Source organism: Streptomyces lasiicapitis (assembly GCF_014646335.1).
Lineage (GTDB): Bacteria > Actinomycetota > Actinomycetes > Streptomycetales > Streptomycetaceae > Streptomyces > Streptomyces lasiicapitis.
Map to the genome: position 1 here is coordinate 120,012 of NZ_BMNG01000012.1, position 16,096 is coordinate 136,107.

Below are 16,096 nucleotides of genomic sequence, written 5' to 3' on the forward strand. Positions count from 1 at the left end.
CGACACCCCCACTCCCCGGTCCCCGTTTCCTCCCGGTCCCCGTCCCCCGTCCCCCTCCCCCGTCCACTCATCCCATCCGATCCCTCAACACCCGATCCCTCAACGCCGGTTCGAGAGGCTTGTTCATGGCCGACCACGCAACCCACGACGCCCAGGCACGGGCCAGCCTGCACCTGCTGGTGCGGGACATCGAGCGGGTCCGCCGGCAGGTGGACGCACTGCGCACCCTCACCGCCCAGCTCGGCAACGTCTACCGCCCGCGCCGCTCCAGCCCCTCCGCGGGCTTCGTCGTGTACGGACGCGCTCCCGCTCCGACCGTCCGCCTGGCCCAGGAACTGCGGGACAGCGTCGAGACCCTGGTGACCGCGGCAGTCGACTTCGACCGCTCACTCGGCTTCTCGTGGGACGCGGTGGGCTCCGCGCTCGGCGTCACCAAGCAGGCCGTGCACCGCCGCTACGGCGCCCGCCGCGCCACCACGGCCCAGACCACCGCCGAACCCGAGCGCGTGGCCGAGCCGACCCCCGCCGCCGCCACCCGCACGGTCCCCGTGGGCGCCCCCCTGCCGTCCGTCCCCGCGGCCCGCGCCATGCCGACCCAGCCGACAGCGGGCAGCACCGGCCTCCGCGAGGACATGCGGCCCGGCGCCTTCCCCGGCCCGCGCAACGGCTGACCCCCAGCGGCTGCCGCCTGCCCCTTGCCTCCCAACGGGCAGGGGGCAGCCGCATGTTCGGGCACCAGACGAAGGCGTACGACTCCCGTGAATACGTACGCCTGAATACGTACGCGGCCATGGATTCGTACGCCGCCACGCACCGCGGAACACAAGCTCACGCGGCGCCGCGGAACGCGATCTCACCCAATGTCCAGCGGATCAATCCGCACCCGCACCGCAGCCTGCTGCCCCACCCCCCGCGCCATCCGCGCCGCCTGCGCCGTCTTCAGGGCGCGGGCCAGCGCCGCGCCGCTGCCGGGCGGCACCCGCACCAAAGCCCGCTCCCACTGCTCGCCGGGCGGCGCGTCCCCGGACCGCCGGGGCCGGCCCGTCTCTGCGGCAGCGACCGGCACCGGCCCCAACACCTCGGCGTCCGAAGGCAGTTCGACGGCGCCCAGGAATTCCGAAAGGGCGTCCGGCGGCCCGACGACCGCCGCCATCCGCGACACCGGCGGAAAGCCCAGCTCCGCCCGCTCGGCCAACTCCCGCACCGCGTGCCCCACCGGGTCCCAGCGCACCAGCGCCTGCACGGGCCGCAGCGTCGGCTCGGCGACGATCACCACCGTGCCGCCCGCGCCCTGATCGCGTACCAACGCGGCGGCGCCGATCCACCGCCGCAGCGCGTCCTCGCCCGCCCGCAGGTCGGGGCGGCCGAGCATCGCCCAGCCGTCGAGCAGCAGCGCGGCCGCGTAGCCGCCCTCGGCCACCGGCTCCGCGCCCGGCGTGCTCACCACGAGGGCGGGCGCGCCGCCCACCGTGTCGAGGACCTGCTCGCGCCCGGACGTCCGCACCGGCACCGCGGGAAACGCCCGCCCCAACTCCTCGGCGGTCCGCCGCGCCCCCACGACCTGCGCGCGCAGCCGGAAACCCCCGCACTCGGCGCAGTGCCAGGCCCCTTCACCCCGCCCGCACCACGCACACCGCAGCGCGCCGTCGTCCCGCGCCTCCAGCGGCCCCGCGCAAGCACGGCACCGCGCGGGCTCCCGGCACCGCTCGCACGCGAGCCGCGGCACATAACCGCGCCGGGGCACCTGCACCAGGACCGGCCCATGCTTCAAGCCCTCACGGGCGGCCTGCCACGCCAAGGTGGGCAGGCGTGCGGCCCGCGCGGCCTCGTCGCGCGCGAGATCCCCGTCCCCCACGGTCCGTACGAGCGGAGCGGCGGCCCGCACCTGGTCGCGACCGGCGACCATCGGCGCCGCCCAACCGCTCTCCACGAGCTGCGCGGCCTCGACCGTGCAGCCCCAACTGCCCAGCAGAAAGCCGCACTTGTCCCGCGAGGCACGCAGCTCGAGCACTTCACGCACATGCGGAAACGGAGCGTTCTCATCCGAATGGCTCGCGTCGCCGTCGTCCCACACCACGACGAGCCCGAGGTCGCGCACCGGGGCGAACATGGCCGCGCGCGTCCCGACGACGGCCCGCACCGCGCCGCGCCGCACGGCCAGCCACTCCCGATACCGCCGCTCCTGCCCCGCGTCGGCGGTCAGGACGGCATGCTGCCCCTCCCCCAGCCGCTCCCGCAGCGCCGCGTCCACGCGCGCGGCGGGCCGCCCCGCCGGTACGACGACGAGGGCACCGCGCCCCGAGGCCAGCGTGGCCTGCACGGCCCTGGCGATCTCGTCGGCCCACTGCGGCCCCGGCAGCGCCGTCCACACGGCCCGGGGCGCGCCGCCCGCGGCGAGCGACGCCACGAACTCCGCACCGCGCGCGTACCGCTGCCACGATCCGGGCTCGGGCACCGGAGGCGGCGCAGCCGCGGGAGGCGAGGGCCGGGACTCGGCGCGGCCGTGCCGCGGCGGCACCGCCAACTGCAACACATCGGCGAGACTGCCCGCGTACCGGTCGGCGACGGCGCGGGCGAGGCCCAACAGCTCCTCGCTCAGGACCGGTTCCGGCGACACGACCTGGGCGAGCGCGGCCAGCGGCCCGCCGTAGTCCGACTCGGCGCAGCGCTCGACGACGAACCCGTCGATGAGCCCGCCGCCCTCGCGCCGCCCGCCCCGCACATTCCGCGACCCGGCCCCGAACCGCACCCGCACCCGCACCCCCGGCTGCGCGGCCTCGTCCAGCTCCTCCGGCACGGCATAGTCGAAGTACCGGTCGAGATGCAGCACGCCCTTGTCGACGACGACCCGCGCCACCGGCAACTCCTTGGCCAGCGCGGCCCCCCGCCACGTACGCGGCTTCGCCTTGGGCGCCTTGGCCTTCCGCACACTCTCCCGAATGAGCGCAAGCTGCTCGGGCACGGCGCCCTCCGCACCACCCGACTGACCGTTCTCGCTGCTCACAGCCAAATTCCTACCAGACGCGACTGACAGCGCCGACTTGAGCCGGGACGATCGACGGCTCGGCGGCCACCGGCCCGGCCGACCGGAGACGGAAGCGAGGCCCGGCCCTCCCCGAAGGGAGCGCCGGGCCTCGCCCGATGCACTGAACCGCTGGACCTACAGGCCAACGGCCTTCCGCAGCGCCTCGACCCGGTCCGTCCGCTCCCACGTGAAGTCGGGGACGGCGCGGCCGAAGTGGCCGTACGCGGCGGTCTGGGCGTAGATGGGGCGCAGGAGGTCCAGGTCGCGGATGATCGCGGCCGGGCGGAGGTCGAAGACCTCGCTGATGGCGGTCTCGATCTTCTCCGTGTCGACCTTGGCGGTGCCGAAGGTCTCGACGAACAGGCCCACCGGCTCGGCCTTGCCGATCGCGTAGGCCACCTGGACCTCGCAGCGGGCCGCGAGGCCGGCCGCGACGACGTTCTTGGCGACCCAGCGCATGGCGTAGGCGGCGGAGCGGTCGACCTTGGACGGGTCCTTGCCGGAGAAGGCGCCGCCGCCGTGGCGGGCCATGCCGCCGTAGGTGTCGATGATGATCTTGCGGCCGGTCAGGCCGGCGTCGCCCATCGGGCCGCCGATCTCGAAGCGGCCGGTGGGGTTGACCAGGAGGCGGTAGCCCTCGGTCTCCAGCTTGATGCCGTCGTCGAGGAGCGCCTTCAGCTCGGGCTCGACCACGAATTCGCGGATGTCGGGCGCGAGGAGGGAGTCCAGGTCGATGTCGCTCGCGTGCTGCGAGGAGACGACGACCGTGTCGAGGCGGACGGCCTTGTCGCCGTCGTACTCGATGGTGACCTGGGTCTTGCCGTCGGGGCGCAGGTAGGGGATGGTCCCGTTCTTGCGGACCTCGGACAGGCGGCGCGAGAGGCGGTGCGCGAGGTGGATCGGGAGCGGCATGAGCTCCGGGGTCTCGTCGCAGGCGTAGCCGAACATCAGGCCCTGGTCGCCCGCGCCCTGCTTGTCGAGCTCGTCCTCATCGCCTTCGACACGCTTCTCGTACGCGGTGTCGACACCCTGGGCGATGTCCGGGGACTGGGCCCCGATGGACACCGACACGCCGCAGGAGGCGCCGTCGAAGCCCTTCTTCGAGGAGTCGTAGCCGATCTCGAGGATCTTGTCGCGCACGAGCTGGGCGATCGGCGCGTACGCCTTCGTCGTGACCTCACCGGCGACGTGCACGAGGCCGGTGGTGATGAGCGTTTCGACGGCGACCCTGGAGGTCGGGTCCTCGCGCAGAAGCGCGTCGAGGATGGTGTCGCTGATCTGGTCGGCGATCTTGTCGGGGTGACCCTCGGTCACGGACTCCGAGGTGAAGAGACGGCGGGACACATCGCTCCCTGTGGTTGCAGCGGCTGCTGGCTGATCATTGGCGGGCGGGCCGAGAGCTGCGCTCGACACCGTCCGAGACCAGTTTATCGGTCGCGCTCCTCCGCGTGGTCACCTGTCTCGCTCCATGGGAGCGCTGTGACCTGCGGCACTGCATTGTGCGATACGACGATCGGTCTGCACCAGAGGGCCTGCCGCCCGAATTCGCAGGGTTTGGGCCCTCCACCGGGGCGGAAGTGATATTCGCCCCAGTTTTCGGACAGCATGCCCCAGATTCACCGTGGTTCACACCAGGCGCTGGACCACCAGGTCCCAGATCGTGTCCGCGAGATCCTCCTTGGGCCCGTACGGAACCGGGGTCTCACTGCCGTCGGCGCCGAGCACGATCGCCTCGTTCTGCTCAGAGCCGAATGTCTTACGCTCACCGACCTCGTTCACGACGAGCAGGTCGCAGCCCTTGCGGGCGAGCTTGGCGCGGCCGTTGGCCAGGACGTCGTCCGTCTCGGCGGCGAAGCCGACGACGACCTGGCCCGCACGGGGGCGGTCGCCCGCGATCTCGGCCAGGATGTCCGGATTGCGGACGAGGGCGATGGGTGCCGGGGCCTCGCCGTCCTTCTTCTTGATCTTTCCGGTGGCGTACGTCTCCGGGCGGAAGTCGGCCACGGCTGCGGCCATCACCACGGCGTCGGCGTCCGCGGCGGCCTTCAGGACGGCCTCGCGGAGCTGCACGGCGGTGCCGACGGGCACGATGTCGACGCCCGCAGGGTCCGGCAGGGCCGTGTTGGCCGCGAGGAGGGTGACGCGGGCGCCACGGGCCGCCGCGCTGCGGGCGAGCGCGTAGCCCTGCTTGCCGGAGGAGCGGTTGCCGAGGAAGCGCACCGGGTCCAGCGGCTCTCGGGTGCCGCCCGCGCTGACCACGACATGTCGTCCGGCGAGGTCCTGGGCGGGGCGATCGCCCCGGGCGAGGAGGCGGCGTACGACGTCGAAGAGCTCGGCGGGCTCCGGGAAGCGGCCCTTGCCGGTGTCGACGCCGGTGAGGCGGCCGACGGCGGGCTCGACGACGAGGGCGCCGCGGCGGCGCAGCGTGGCGACGTTCTCCTGGGTGGCCGGGTGCTCCCACATCTCCGTGTGCATGGCCGGGGCGAAGACGACCGGACAGCGGGCGGTGAGGAGCGTGTTCGTGAGGAGGTCGTCGGCCAGGCCGTGAGCGGCCTTCGCGAGCATGTCGGCCGTGGCGGGCGCGACGATCACGAGGTCGGCGCCCTGTCCGATGCGTACGTGCGGCACCTCGTGGACGTCCGACCAGACCTCCGTGGAGACCGGGTGGCCGGACAGCGCCGACCAGGTCGCGGCGCCGACGAAGTGCAGCGCGGACTCGGTGGGCACGACGCGCACGTCGTGGCCGGACTCGGTGAGCCGGCGCAGCAGCTCGCACGCCTTGTAGGCGGCGATTCCGCCGCTGACCCCCAGAACGACCTTCGGCTTGTCCACCCGTGCCTCCCCGCACTCGAAAACGTACGACTCCATGACACACCACGGGCCCGGCAGGTGCTCTGCCGGGCCCGTGGTGGAAAAAGTGATGCTTGGCGCTGCTCAGGTCGCGGGGGCCTCGACGGCCTCGGACGTCAGCAGGCCCGCGTTGATCTCGCGGAGCGCGATCGACAGCGGCTTCTCGTGGACGTGGGTGTCCACCAGCGGGCCGACGTACTCCAGGAGGCCCTCGCCGAGCTGCGAGTAGTACGCGTTGATCTGACGGGCGCGCTTGGCGGCGTAGATCACAAGGCTGTACTTCGAGTCGGTTGCCTCGAGCAGCTCATCAATCGGCGGGTTGATGATGCCCTCGGGCGCGGTAATGGAAGAGGACACTCTCTGCCTTCCGAAGGGGGTCAAGATCACGTCAAGATCTCAGGGGTGAAGATCAAACAACTTTCATCAAGGCTAGCAGCTCGCGGGCCACATCCTCGACCGAGGTGTTGACCAGGGTGGTGTCGAACTCTGCCTCGGCGGCCAGTTCGACGCGTGCGGCCTCCAGCCTGCGCTCGATGACCTCGGGCGGCTCCGTACCCCGGCCGGTGAGCCGGCGCACCAGCTCCTCCCAGCTCGGCGGGGCCAGGAAGACCAGCTGTGCCTCGGACATCGACTCGCGCACCAGACGGGCACCCTGCAGATCGATCTCAAGGAGGACCGGAACACCCGATTCCAGGTGTTCCATGACCGCACGGCGCGGTGTGCCGTAGCGGTTGCCCGCGAATTCCGCCCATTCCAGGAGCTCGCCGTTGGCGATCAGCTTGTCCATCTCGTCGTCGGAGACGAAGAAATAGTGGACACCGTCGCGCTCGCCTGGGCGCGGCTTGCGGGTCGTCGCCGAGACCGAGAGCCAGACCTCGGGGTGTTCTTTGCGCATATGAGCGACGACCGTGCTCTTGCCGACCCCGGAGGGGCCGGAGAGCACGGTCAGCCGCGGACGTACGTCCGGGGGTACGGGGGTCGTCCCCCGGGGTGTTGCAGCCATGCAGCGATTATCCAGCTTCTCGGGACTGCCTGAGACCAGGTGCCCAGGAAGTCCCGAGACAGTCAGGCCCCGCTGCCGCCGAACTCGCGCTCGAGCGACGCGATCTGGTTGGAGCCGAGCCCGCGCACGCGGCGGCTCTCGGAAATGCCGAGGCGCTCCATGATCTGCTTGGCGCGGACCTTGCCCACGCCCGGCAGGGACTCCAGGAGGGCGGAGACCTTCATCTTGCCGATGACGTCGTTCTCCTGGCCCTGCTTGATGACCTCGTGAAGGGAGGCGCCGGAGTGCTTGAGTCGATTCTTGACCTCGGCCCGCTCCCGGCGAGCCGCGGCGGCCTTTTCGAGCGCGGCTGCGCGCTGTTCAGGGGTAAGGGGCGGAAGAGCCACGCCTACGTCACCTCGGATGTCGAACTGTCGGATACGGACCGGTGAGGAACCTAGTCGCCCCACACCAGGGGAGCAACGCGCAACGCACTTGCCCGTTGGCTCTCGTCGGAGACTAGCGGCCATGGCCGCCGGAGTCAGCGAGAACGAACGAAAAGTCCTGGTCAGCCTGCGCCGAGCCCGGCATAAAGGGCATTTCACCCCTGTTTTGGCCGGGTGTCGCGTAAGCAACGCGTCAGTTCGGCGCGTGTACGTCGTCGTCGGCGTCTCCCCGGAACACGAAATCCGCACCCGGAAACGCCTTTCTGTCCCCCCGACGTGCGCTCTCGTCGAAAGAAGTCCAGAGGCCCGCGCGGCGCCGGCCGTAAGCCCGCGCCGCGTCGACGAGAGGGTTACGCGGTGTCGACAAGGCGCCTACGCGGCGTCGACCGCGACCCGCACCTCGTCCGCGAACCGCGCCGCCGCGTCCCGCAGCGCGCCCGCGTCGGGCCCCGCCTTCAGGACGCCCCGGCTGACGTTCGGCACGACATTGCGCACGGCCGCGCCGAAGACCCGCGGCAGATCGGCCGGCGTCGCCCCCTGCGCCCCGATGCCCGGCGCGAGCAGCGGCCCGTTGATGTCGAGGTCGAACGTCGACAGATCGCCGAGCGTGGCCCCGACGACCGCGCCGTACGACCCCATGGGCGCCGCGCCCGCGTTCTCGGCCGCGAGGTGCCCCAGCATGGTCGCCCCGATGCTCCGGCCGTCCTCGCGCACCGCGCGCTGCACCTCGGCGCCCTCCGGGTTGGAGGTGAGGGCGAGCACGAAGAGGCCCGCGCCGTTCTCCCTGGCCAGGTCGACGGCGGGGGCGAGGGAGCCGTAGCCCAGGTAGGGCGAGACGGTCAGCGCGTCCGAGAACAGCGGCGCGTCCTTGTGCAGGAAGGTCTCGGCGTACGCGGCCATGGTGGAGCCGATGTCGCCGCGCTTGGCGTCCATGACGACCAGGCCGCCCGCCGCGCGCAGGTCCGCGACCGCCCGCTCCAGGACCGCGATGCCCCGCGAGCCGAAGCGCTCGAAGAACGCCGACTGCGGCTTGAAGACGGCGACCTGGTCGGCCAGGGCGTCGACGACGGCGCGGGTGAAGGACTCCAGTCCCTGGATGTCGTCGTTCAGGCCCCAGGCGGCGAGCAGTGAGGCGTGCGGGTCGATGCCGACGCACAGCGGGCCGCGGGTGTCCATGGCGTGGCGCAGCCGGGCGCCGAAGGGTTCCAGGGGGCTCATGCTGCGGAGGCCTTTCGGGTGTCGGCGCCGACGGCTTCGGCGAGCGTGGCGTAGGGGGAGGTGGCGAGGCGGGCGGCGAGGCCCTTGTGGATCCCGCGCGCCCAGAACGGGCCCTCGTAGATGAACGCGCTGTAGCCCTGTACCAGCGTGGCGCCCGCGAGGATGCGCTGCCAGGCGTCCTCGGCGTTCTCGATGCCGCCGACGCCCACCAGGGTGATCCGGTCGCCCACGCGCGCGTAGAGGCGGCTCAGGACCTCCAGGGAGCGCTCCTTGAGGGGCGCGCCGGACAGACCGCCGGTCTCCGCGACGAGCGCCGGGTCGGAGACGAGCCCGAGGCCCTCGCGCGCGATGGTGGTGTTCGTGGCGATGATGCCGTCCAGGCCGAGCTCGACGGCGAGGTCGGCGACCGCGTCGACGTCCTCGTCGGCGAGGTCGGGCGCGATCTTCACGAGCAGCGGGACGCGGCGGCCCTCGACGCTGCGGTCCGCGGCCTCGCGCACCGCGCTGAGCAGGGGGCGCAGCGACTCCGTCGCCTGGAGGTTGCGCAGGCCCGGCGTGTTCGGCGAGGAGACGTTGACGACCAGGTAGTCGGCGTGGCGGGCGAGGCGCTCGGTGGACTTCACGTAGTCGGCGGCGGCCTCGGGCTCCGGCACGACCTTCGTCTTGCCGATGTTGACGCCGACGACGCCCCTGAAGACGGGCGTGCGGGCCGCCAGGCGGGCCGCCACGGCCGCGGAGCCCTCGTTGTTGAAGCCCATGCGGTTGATCAGCGCGCGGTCCGGCACGAGGCGGAAGAGGCGCTTCTTGGGGTTGCCGGGCTGCGGCTCGCCGGTGACCGTACCGATCTCGATGTGGTCGAAGCCGAGCATCGTCATGCCGTCGATCGCGACAGCGTTCTTGTCGAACCCGGCGGCGAGTCCGAAGGGGCCGTGCATGCGCAGGCCGAAGGCCTCGGTGCGCAGCTCCTTGAAGCGCGGGGCGAGGGCGGCGGCGACGAAGGTGCGCAGCACGGGGACGCGGGCCGCGAGACGGATCCAGCGGAAGGCCAGGTGGTGGGCCTGCTCGGGGTCCATCCGCTTGAAGACCAGGCGGAAGAAGAGTTTGTACATGGGGGGCTGTCCTCGGTGTCCTCAGTGTCCTCGGAGTCCTCATGAGGCATGCGGCGTTCTCGTGGTGCATGCGGCACGAGGAGGGGGACACCGCATCCGGTGTCCCCCTCGTGGGCTGCTAGTCGCGGGCCGCGGTCAGGTGCTGTGCGTGTTCCTGGAGCGAGCGCACGCCCACGTCCCCGTGGTTGAGCGCGTCGATGCCCTGGACGGCGGCGGCGAGGCCCTGCACGGTCGTCAGGCACGGCACGGAGCGCGCCACGGCGGCGGTGCGGATGTCGTAGCCGTCGAGGCGGCCGCCGGTGCCGTACGGGGTGTTGACGATGAGGTCGACCTGGCCGTCGTGGATGAGCTGGACGATGGTCTTCTCGCCGTTCGGGCCCTCGCCCTCGGACTGCTTGCGCACGACGGTGGCGTTGATGCCGTTGCGCTTGAGGACCTCGGCCGTGCCGGAGGTGGCGAGCAACTCGAAGCCGTGGGCGACCAGTTCGCGCGCCGGGAAGATCATCGAGCGCTTGTCGCGGTTGGCCACCGAGATGAAGGCTCGGCCCTTGGTCGGCAGCGGGCCGTACGCGCCCGCCTGGGACTTGGCGTACGCCGTGCCGAACACCGAGTCGATGCCCATGACTTCGCCGGTGGAGCGCATCTCCGGGCCGAGCACCGTGTCGACGCCGCGGCCCTGGATGTCGCGGAAGCGCGACCAGGGCATCACGGCCTCCTTGACGGAGATCGGCGCGTCCAGCGGCAGCTCGCCGCCGTCGCCGACGGCCGGAAGCAGGCCCTCCGCGCGCAGCTCGGCGATGGTCGCGCCCAGCGAGATGCGGGCGGCTGCCTTCGCGAGCGGCACCGCGGTCGCCTTCGAGGTGAAGGGGACGGTGCGCGAGGCGCGCGGGTTGGCTTCGAGGACGTAGAGGATGTCCCCGGCCATCGCGAACTGGATGTTGATCAGTCCGCGTACGCCGACGCCCTTGGCGATGGCCTCCGTGGAGGCGCGCAGGCGCTTGATGTCGTGGCCGCCGAGGGTGATCGGGGGCAGCGCGCACGCCGAGTCGCCGGAGTGGATGCCGGCCTCCTCGATGTGCTCCATGACGCCGCCGAGGTACAGCTCGTGGCCGTCGTAGAGCGCGTCCACGTCGATCTCGATCGCGTCGTCCAGGAAGCGGTCGACGAGGACAGGACGGGACGGGCTGATCTCCGTCGACTCCTCGATGTACGACGAAAGCCGGGTCTCGTCGTACACGATCTCCATGCCGCGCCCCCCGAGGACGTAGGAGGGGCGTACGAGGACGGGGTAGCCGATCTCGTCGGCGATGGCCTTGGCCTCGGCGAAGGTCGTCGCGGTGCCGTGCTTGGGCGCGGGCAGGCCCGCCTCGGCGAGCACGCGGCCGAAGGCGCCGCGGTCCTCGGCGGCGTGGATGGCCTCGGGCGAGGTGCCCACGACCGGGACGCCGTTGTCCTTCAGGGCCTGGGAGAGGCCGAGCGGGGTCTGGCCGCCGAGCTGGACGATGACGCCCGCGACCGGGCCCGCCTGCTGTTCGGCGTGCACGATCTCCAGTACGTCCTCCAGGGTGAGCGGCTCGAAGTAGAGCCGGTCGGAGGTGTCGTAGTCCGTGGAGACGGTCTCGGGGTTGCAGTTGACCATGACGGTCTCGTAGCCCGCGTCGCTCAGCGCGAACGAGGCGTGCACGCAGGAGTAGTCGAACTCGATGCCCTGGCCGATGCGGTTCGGGCCGGAGCCCAGGATGATCACGGCGGGCTTGTCGCGCCGGGCGACCTCGGTCTCCTCGTCGTAGGAGGAGTAGAAGTACGGCGTCTTGGCGGCGAACTCCGCGGCACAGGTGTCGACCGTCTTGTAGACGGGACGGACACCGAGGGCCTGGCGGACCTCGCGGACGACGTCCTCGCGCAGGCCGCGGATCTCGGCGATCTGGGCGTCGGAGAAGCCGTGCCGCTTGGCCTCGGCGAGCAGCTCCGGCTCCAGCTTCTCGGCGGCCGTCAGCTCGTCGGCGATCTCCTTGATGAGGAAGAGCTGGTCGACGAACCAGGGGTCGATCTTCGTGGCGTCGAAGACCTCCTGGGGCGTGGCGCCCGCGCGGATGGCCTGCATGACGGTGTTGATGCGCCCGTCGGTGGGCCGCACGGCCGCACGGAGCAGCGTGTACTTGTCGCCGGGCTTGCCGGTGAAGGAGAACTGGCTGCCCTTCTTCTCCAGGGAGCGCAGCGCCTTCTGGAGGGCCTCGGTGAAGTTGCGGCCGATGGCCATGGCCTCGCCGACCGACTTCATGGTCGTGGTCAGCGTGGAGTCGGCCTGCGGGAACTTCTCGAAGGCGAATCGGGGGGCCTTGACGACGACATAGTCGAGGGTCGGCTCGAAGGATGCCGGGGTCTTCTCGGTGATGTCATTGGGGATCTCGTCGAGCGTGTAGCCGACGGCCAGCTTCGCGGCGATCTTCGCGATGGGGAAGCCGGTGGCCTTCGAAGCGAGCGCCGACGACCGGGAGACGCGCGGGTTCATCTCGATGACGATGACGCGGCCGTCTTCGGGGTCGACGGCGAACTGGATGTTGCAGCCGCCGGTGTCGACGCCGACCTCGCGGATGATCGCGATGCCGACGTCCCGCAGGATCTGGTACTCGCGGTCGGTGAGCGTCATCGCGGGCGCGACCGTGATCGAGTCGCCGGTGTGCACGCCCATCGGGTCGAAGTTCTCGATGGAGCAGACGACCACGACGTTGTCGTTCTTGTCGCGCATCAGCTCCAGCTCGTACTCCTTCCAGCCGAGGATGGACTCCTCCAGGAGCACCTCGGTGGTCGGCGAGAGCGTGAGGCCCTGGCCCGCGATGCGGCGCAGTTCGTCCTCGTTGTGCGCGAAGCCGGAGCCCGCGCCGCCCATGGTGAAGGAGGGCCGCACGACGACGGGGTAGCCGCCGAGCTCGTCGACGCCCTTGAGGACGTCGTCCATGGAGTGGCAGATGTACGAGCGGGCGGACTCGCCGTGGCCGATCTTCTTGCGGACCTCTTCGACGACGTCCTTGAAGAGGTCGCGGTCCTCGCCCTTGTTGATGGCCTCGACGTTGGCGCCGATCAGCTCGACGCCGTACTTCTCCAGGACACCCTGCTCGTGCATGGAGATGGCCGTGTTGAGGGCCGTCTGCCCGCCGAGGGTGGGCAGGAGCGCGTCGGGGCGCTCCTTGGCGATGATCTTCTCGACGAACTCCGGGGTGATCGGCTCGACGTACGTGGCGTCGGCGATCTCCGGGTCGGTCATGATCGTCGCGGGGTTCGAGTTGACGAGGATGACGCGCAGGCCCTCGGCCTTGAGGACGCGGCACGCCTGGGTGCCGGAGTAGTCGAACTCCGCGGCCTGGCCGATGACGATCGGGCCGGAGCCGATGACCAGGACGGACTGGATATCGGTGCGCTTAGGCACGCTGGCCCTCCATCAGGGTGGTGAAGCGGTCGAAGAGGTACGCGGCGTCGTGCGGGCCGGCGGCCGCCTCGGGGTGGTACTGGACGCTGAACGCGGGCTGGTCGAGGAGCTGGAGGCCCTCGACGACCTGGTCGTTGAGGCACACGTGGGAGACCTCGGCGCGGCCGTAGGGGGTGTCGGAGACCTTGTCCAGGGGCGCGTCGACGGCGAAGCCGTGGTTGTGCGCGGTGACCTCGACCTTGCCCGTGGTGCGGTCCTGCACGGGCTGGTTGATGCCGCGGTGGCCGTACTTCAGCTTGTACGTGCCGAAGCCGAGGGCGCGGCCGAGGATCTGGTTGCCGAAGCAGATGCCGAACAGCGGCGTCCTGCGCTTCAGGACCTCCTGCATGACGGCGACGGGGCCGTCGGCCGTGGCGGGGTCGCCGGGGCCGTTGGAGAAGAACACGCCGTCAGGGTTGACCGCGTACACGTCCTCGGCGGTGGCAGTGGCGGGCAGCACGTGCACCTCGATGCCGCGCTCGGCCATGCGCTGCGGGGTCATGCCCTTGATGCCGAGGTCGACGGCGGCGACCGTGAACCTCTTGGTGCCGATCGCGGGGACGACGTACGTCTCCTTGGTGGCGACCTCCGCGGACAGGTTCGCGCCCTTCATCTGCGGGGCGGCCTGCACCTTGGCGAGCAGATCACTGTCTACGGAGACGGCGTCCCCGGAGAAGATGCCGACGCGCATGGCGCCGCGCTCACGCAGGTGGCGGGTCAGGGCGCGGGTGTCGATGCCGCTGATGCCCACCACACCCTGGCGCTCCAACTCCTCGTCCAGGGAGCGCTTGGCGCGCCAGTTGGAGGGCACGCGCGCGGGGTCGCGCACGACGTAGCCGGAGACCCAGATCCGCTGCGACTCGTCGTCCTCGTCGTTGACGCCGGTGTTGCCGACGTGCGGGGCGGTCATCACGACGACCTGGCGGTGGTACGAGGGGTCGGTGAGGGTCTCCTGGTAGCCGGTCATGCCGGTGGAGAACACCGCCTCCCCGAAGGTCTCCCCCACGGCCCCGTAGGCACGCCCGCGGAAGATGCGGCCGTCCTCCAGGACGAGTACTGCGGGAGTTTTGGCGGCTCCCCGAGTGGAGGTCGTCATCGTGCGCCTTCCGTTTCCGTCGTGCTGCCGGTCTCGCTCTCGGACCGTGCGTTTTCGATCATTTCGTTCAGGGTCTCGACCCACTGCGCCTGCTCGGCGGCGTGGTCCGAGCGGAAGCCGGAGTCAAGCAGTTTGTCGCCGTGCGCCCAGGTGACGATCAGCAGACCGCCCTCGGCGAGGACCTTGCCGGCGATGCCCTTGTCCAGGCGGGCCTCGCGCAGCGCCTCCTTCGGGATGAAGAAGTCCCGCGCCCCGGGGCGTACGACGTCCAGGCCCGCGTCGGTGAGGCTCAGCTCCACGCGGCTGCGGGTGCCCAGGCCGTGCGCCACGATCCGGTCGAGCCACTGCCCCGCTGTGGTCGAGCCGTGGTAGCGGCCGGTCATCTCAAGTTTCACCGGGCCGGGGTCGGACGGCGCGCCGGAGAGCTCCGGCAGGTCGCCCTGGAGGGTGCCGCGCCACTTCCAGCCCTGGCGCATCAGCCAGTAGACGAGCGTGATGAAGAGCAGCAGTCCGACGACCCAGCCGATCCGGGCGGCCCAGTCGGTGACCTCGGCCGACTTCTCCTCGGCGGCCAGGTGGGTCAGGTGGGTGCTGGCAAGAAGGTGCGTTGCAGTCACTGGAGCTTCCCGTCGACGAGCGTGGCCCGGCCCCGCAGCCACGTGTGCGTGACGCGTCCCGGCAGCTCACGGCCCTCGTAGGGGGTGTTACGGCTGCGGGAGGCGAATCCCGCGGGGTCCACGGGACCACGGTATGCCGGATCGACGAGGGTGAGGTTCGCGGGCTCGCCTGCCGAGACGGGCCGGCCGTGCCCCGCGGCCTGTCCGATCCGCGCCGGCGTGAGCGACATCCGCTCGGCGACGCCCGCCCAGGTGAGCAGGCCGGTGTCGACCATCGTGTGCTGCACCACGGACAGGGCGGTCTCCAGGCCGACCATGCCCATGGCGGCCGCGCCCCACTCGCAGTCCTTGTCCTCGTGCGGGTGCGGGGCGTGGTCGGTGGCGACGATGTCGATGGTGCCGTCGGCCAGGGCCTCACGCAGCGCCATCACGTCGCGCTCGGTGCGCAGCGGCGGGTTGACCTTGTAGACGGGGTTGTACGTCCGTACGAGCTCGTCGGTGAGGAGCAGGTGGTGCGGGGTGACCTCCGCGGTCACGTCGATGCCGCGCGACTTGGCCCAGCGCACGATCTCCACGGAGCCCGCGGTCGACAGGTGGCAGATGTGCACCCGCGAACCGACGTGCTCGGCCAGGAGGACGTCCCGGGCGATGATCGACTCCTCGGCGACGGCAGGCCAGCCGCCGAGCCCGAGCTCCGCCGAGACGATGCCCTCGTTCATCTGCGCGCCCTCGGTGAGCCGCGGCTCCTGCGCGTGCTGCGCGACGACTCCGCCGAAGGCCTTCACGTACTCCAGGGCGCGCCGCATGATCACGGCGTCGTCGACGCACTTGCCGTCGTCGGAGAAGACCGTGACCCCGGCCGCCGACTCGTGCATGGCGCCCAGCTCGGCGAGCTTCTTGCCCTCGAGGCCGACGGTGACGGCGCCGATCGGCTGCACGTCGCAGTAGCCGGACTCCTTGCCGAGCCGCCAGACCTGCTCGACGACGCCCGCGGTGTCGGCGACGGGGAAGGTGTTGGCCATCGCGAACACGGACGTGAAGCCACCGCTGGCGGCGGCGCGGGTGCCGGTCAGCACCGTCTCGGAGTCCTCGCGGCCCGGCTCGCGCAGATGCGTGTGCAGGTCGACCAGGCCCGGCAGCAGGACCTTGCCCTCGGCCTCGACGACGACGGCGCCCTCGGCGGACAGGCCCTGGCCCACCTCGGCGATCTCGGAGCCGTCGATCAGGACGTCCTGCGGCTCGCCGCCGAGCACCTTCGCACCACGGATAAGGATCTTGCTCATGGTC

General features: G+C 71.4%; 13 protein-coding genes. 1 reads left to right on the plus strand and 12 read right to left on the minus strand.

Annotated features, from left to right (window positions below):
- Positions 1-125 precede the first annotated feature (125 nt).
- Positions 126-671 carry a hypothetical protein gene (locus IEY91_RS25925; protein ID WP_164326432.1) on the plus strand — a complete coding sequence of 182 codons (546 nt, stop codon included), beginning with the start codon at positions 126-128 and terminating at the stop codon, positions 669-671.
- Positions 672-853: 182 nt separating this feature from the next.
- Here IEY91_RS25925 and IEY91_RS25930 read toward each other — a convergent pair whose 3' ends face one another.
- The 12 genes from IEY91_RS25930 to IEY91_RS25985 all read right to left on the minus strand — a co-directional run bounded on the left by IEY91_RS25930 (position 854) and on the right by IEY91_RS25985 (position 16,092).
- The gene (locus tag IEY91_RS25930; RefSeq protein ID WP_189175890.1) at positions 854-3,004 is read right to left on the minus strand and encodes a primosomal protein N'; all 2,151 of its coding nucleotides are present in this window, start codon (positions 3,002-3,004) and stop codon (positions 854-856) included.
- A gap of 156 nt (positions 3,005-3,160) precedes the next feature.
- Positions 3,161-4,369 carry a methionine adenosyltransferase gene (metK, locus tag IEY91_RS25935; RefSeq protein ID WP_164326428.1) on the minus strand — a complete coding sequence of 403 codons (1,209 nt, stop codon included), beginning with the start codon at positions 4,367-4,369 and terminating at the stop codon, positions 3,161-3,163.
- Positions 4,370-4,651: 282 nt separating this feature from the next.
- A complete protein-coding gene (gene coaBC / locus IEY91_RS25940) occupies positions 4,652-5,857 on the minus strand; it encodes a bifunctional phosphopantothenoylcysteine decarboxylase/phosphopantothenate--cysteine ligase CoaBC (protein WP_189176014.1) in 1,206 nt (401 codons plus the stop codon).
- Between the two features lie 102 nt (positions 5,858-5,959).
- Positions 5,960-6,232: a DNA-directed RNA polymerase subunit omega gene (gene rpoZ / locus IEY91_RS25945; protein ID WP_164326427.1), complete on the minus strand. Its 273-nt coding sequence runs from the start codon at positions 6,230-6,232 to the stop codon at positions 5,960-5,962.
- A gap of 52 nt (positions 6,233-6,284) precedes the next feature.
- Positions 6,285-6,878: a guanylate kinase gene (gmk, locus tag IEY91_RS25950; RefSeq protein WP_164326426.1), complete on the minus strand. Its 594-nt coding sequence runs from the start codon at positions 6,876-6,878 to the stop codon at positions 6,285-6,287.
- Between the two features lie 62 nt (positions 6,879-6,940).
- A complete protein-coding gene (locus IEY91_RS25955; RefSeq protein WP_016638838.1) occupies positions 6,941-7,264 on the minus strand; it encodes an integration host factor in 324 nt (107 codons plus the stop codon).
- Positions 7,265-7,675: 411 nt separating this feature from the next.
- Positions 7,676-8,521, minus strand: coding sequence for an orotidine-5'-phosphate decarboxylase (gene pyrF / locus IEY91_RS25960; protein WP_189175891.1), 846 nt, complete (start codon positions 8,519-8,521; stop codon positions 7,676-7,678).
- Positions 8,518-9,630 (minus strand): quinone-dependent dihydroorotate dehydrogenase, encoded by a 1,113-nt coding sequence (locus tag IEY91_RS25965; protein WP_189175892.1) that lies wholly within the window; start codon positions 9,628-9,630, stop codon positions 8,518-8,520. Before IEY91_RS25965 ends, pyrF begins: the two co-directional genes overlap by 4 nt.
- Before the next feature lie 118 nt (positions 9,631-9,748).
- A complete protein-coding gene (gene carB / locus IEY91_RS25970) occupies positions 9,749-13,057 on the minus strand; it encodes a carbamoyl-phosphate synthase large subunit (protein WP_189175893.1) in 3,309 nt (1,102 codons plus the stop codon).
- Positions 13,050-14,192, minus strand: coding sequence for a glutamine-hydrolyzing carbamoyl-phosphate synthase small subunit (carA, locus tag IEY91_RS25975; protein WP_189175894.1), 1,143 nt, complete (start codon positions 14,190-14,192; stop codon positions 13,050-13,052). The genes carB and carA overlap by 8 nt, the downstream gene beginning before the upstream one ends.
- Positions 14,189-14,809 (minus strand): PH-like domain-containing protein, encoded by a 621-nt coding sequence (locus IEY91_RS25980; RefSeq protein ID WP_189175895.1) that lies wholly within the window; start codon positions 14,807-14,809, stop codon positions 14,189-14,191. The genes carA and IEY91_RS25980 overlap by 4 nt, the downstream gene beginning before the upstream one ends.
- Positions 14,806-16,092 carry a dihydroorotase gene (locus IEY91_RS25985; RefSeq protein ID WP_189175896.1) on the minus strand — a complete coding sequence of 429 codons (1,287 nt, stop codon included), beginning with the start codon at positions 16,090-16,092 and terminating at the stop codon, positions 14,806-14,808. The genes IEY91_RS25980 and IEY91_RS25985 overlap by 4 nt, the downstream gene beginning before the upstream one ends.
- Positions 16,093-16,096 lie beyond the last annotated feature (4 nt).

Bases quoted from the DNA above. Each gene is read 5' to 3' on its own strand.
- IEY91_RS25925 (WP_164326432.1), top strand. From the start codon at position 126: ATGGCCGACCACGCAACCCACGACGCCCAGGCACGGGCCAGCCTGCAC.
- pyrF (WP_189175891.1), bottom strand. From the start codon at position 8,521: ATGAGCCCCCTGGAACCCTTCGGCGCCCGGCTGCGCCACGCCATGGAC.
- IEY91_RS25985 (WP_189175896.1), bottom strand. From the start codon at position 16,092: ATGAGCAAGATCCTTATCCGTGGTGCGAAGGTGCTCGGCGGCGAGCCG.
- gmk (WP_164326426.1), bottom strand. From the start codon at position 6,878: ATGGCTGCAACACCCCGGGGGACGACCCCCGTACCCCCGGACGTACGT.
- carA (WP_189175894.1), bottom strand. From the start codon at position 14,192: ATGACGACCTCCACTCGGGGAGCCGCCAAAACTCCCGCAGTACTCGTC.
- IEY91_RS25965 (WP_189175892.1), bottom strand. From the start codon at position 9,630: ATGTACAAACTCTTCTTCCGCCTGGTCTTCAAGCGGATGGACCCCGAG.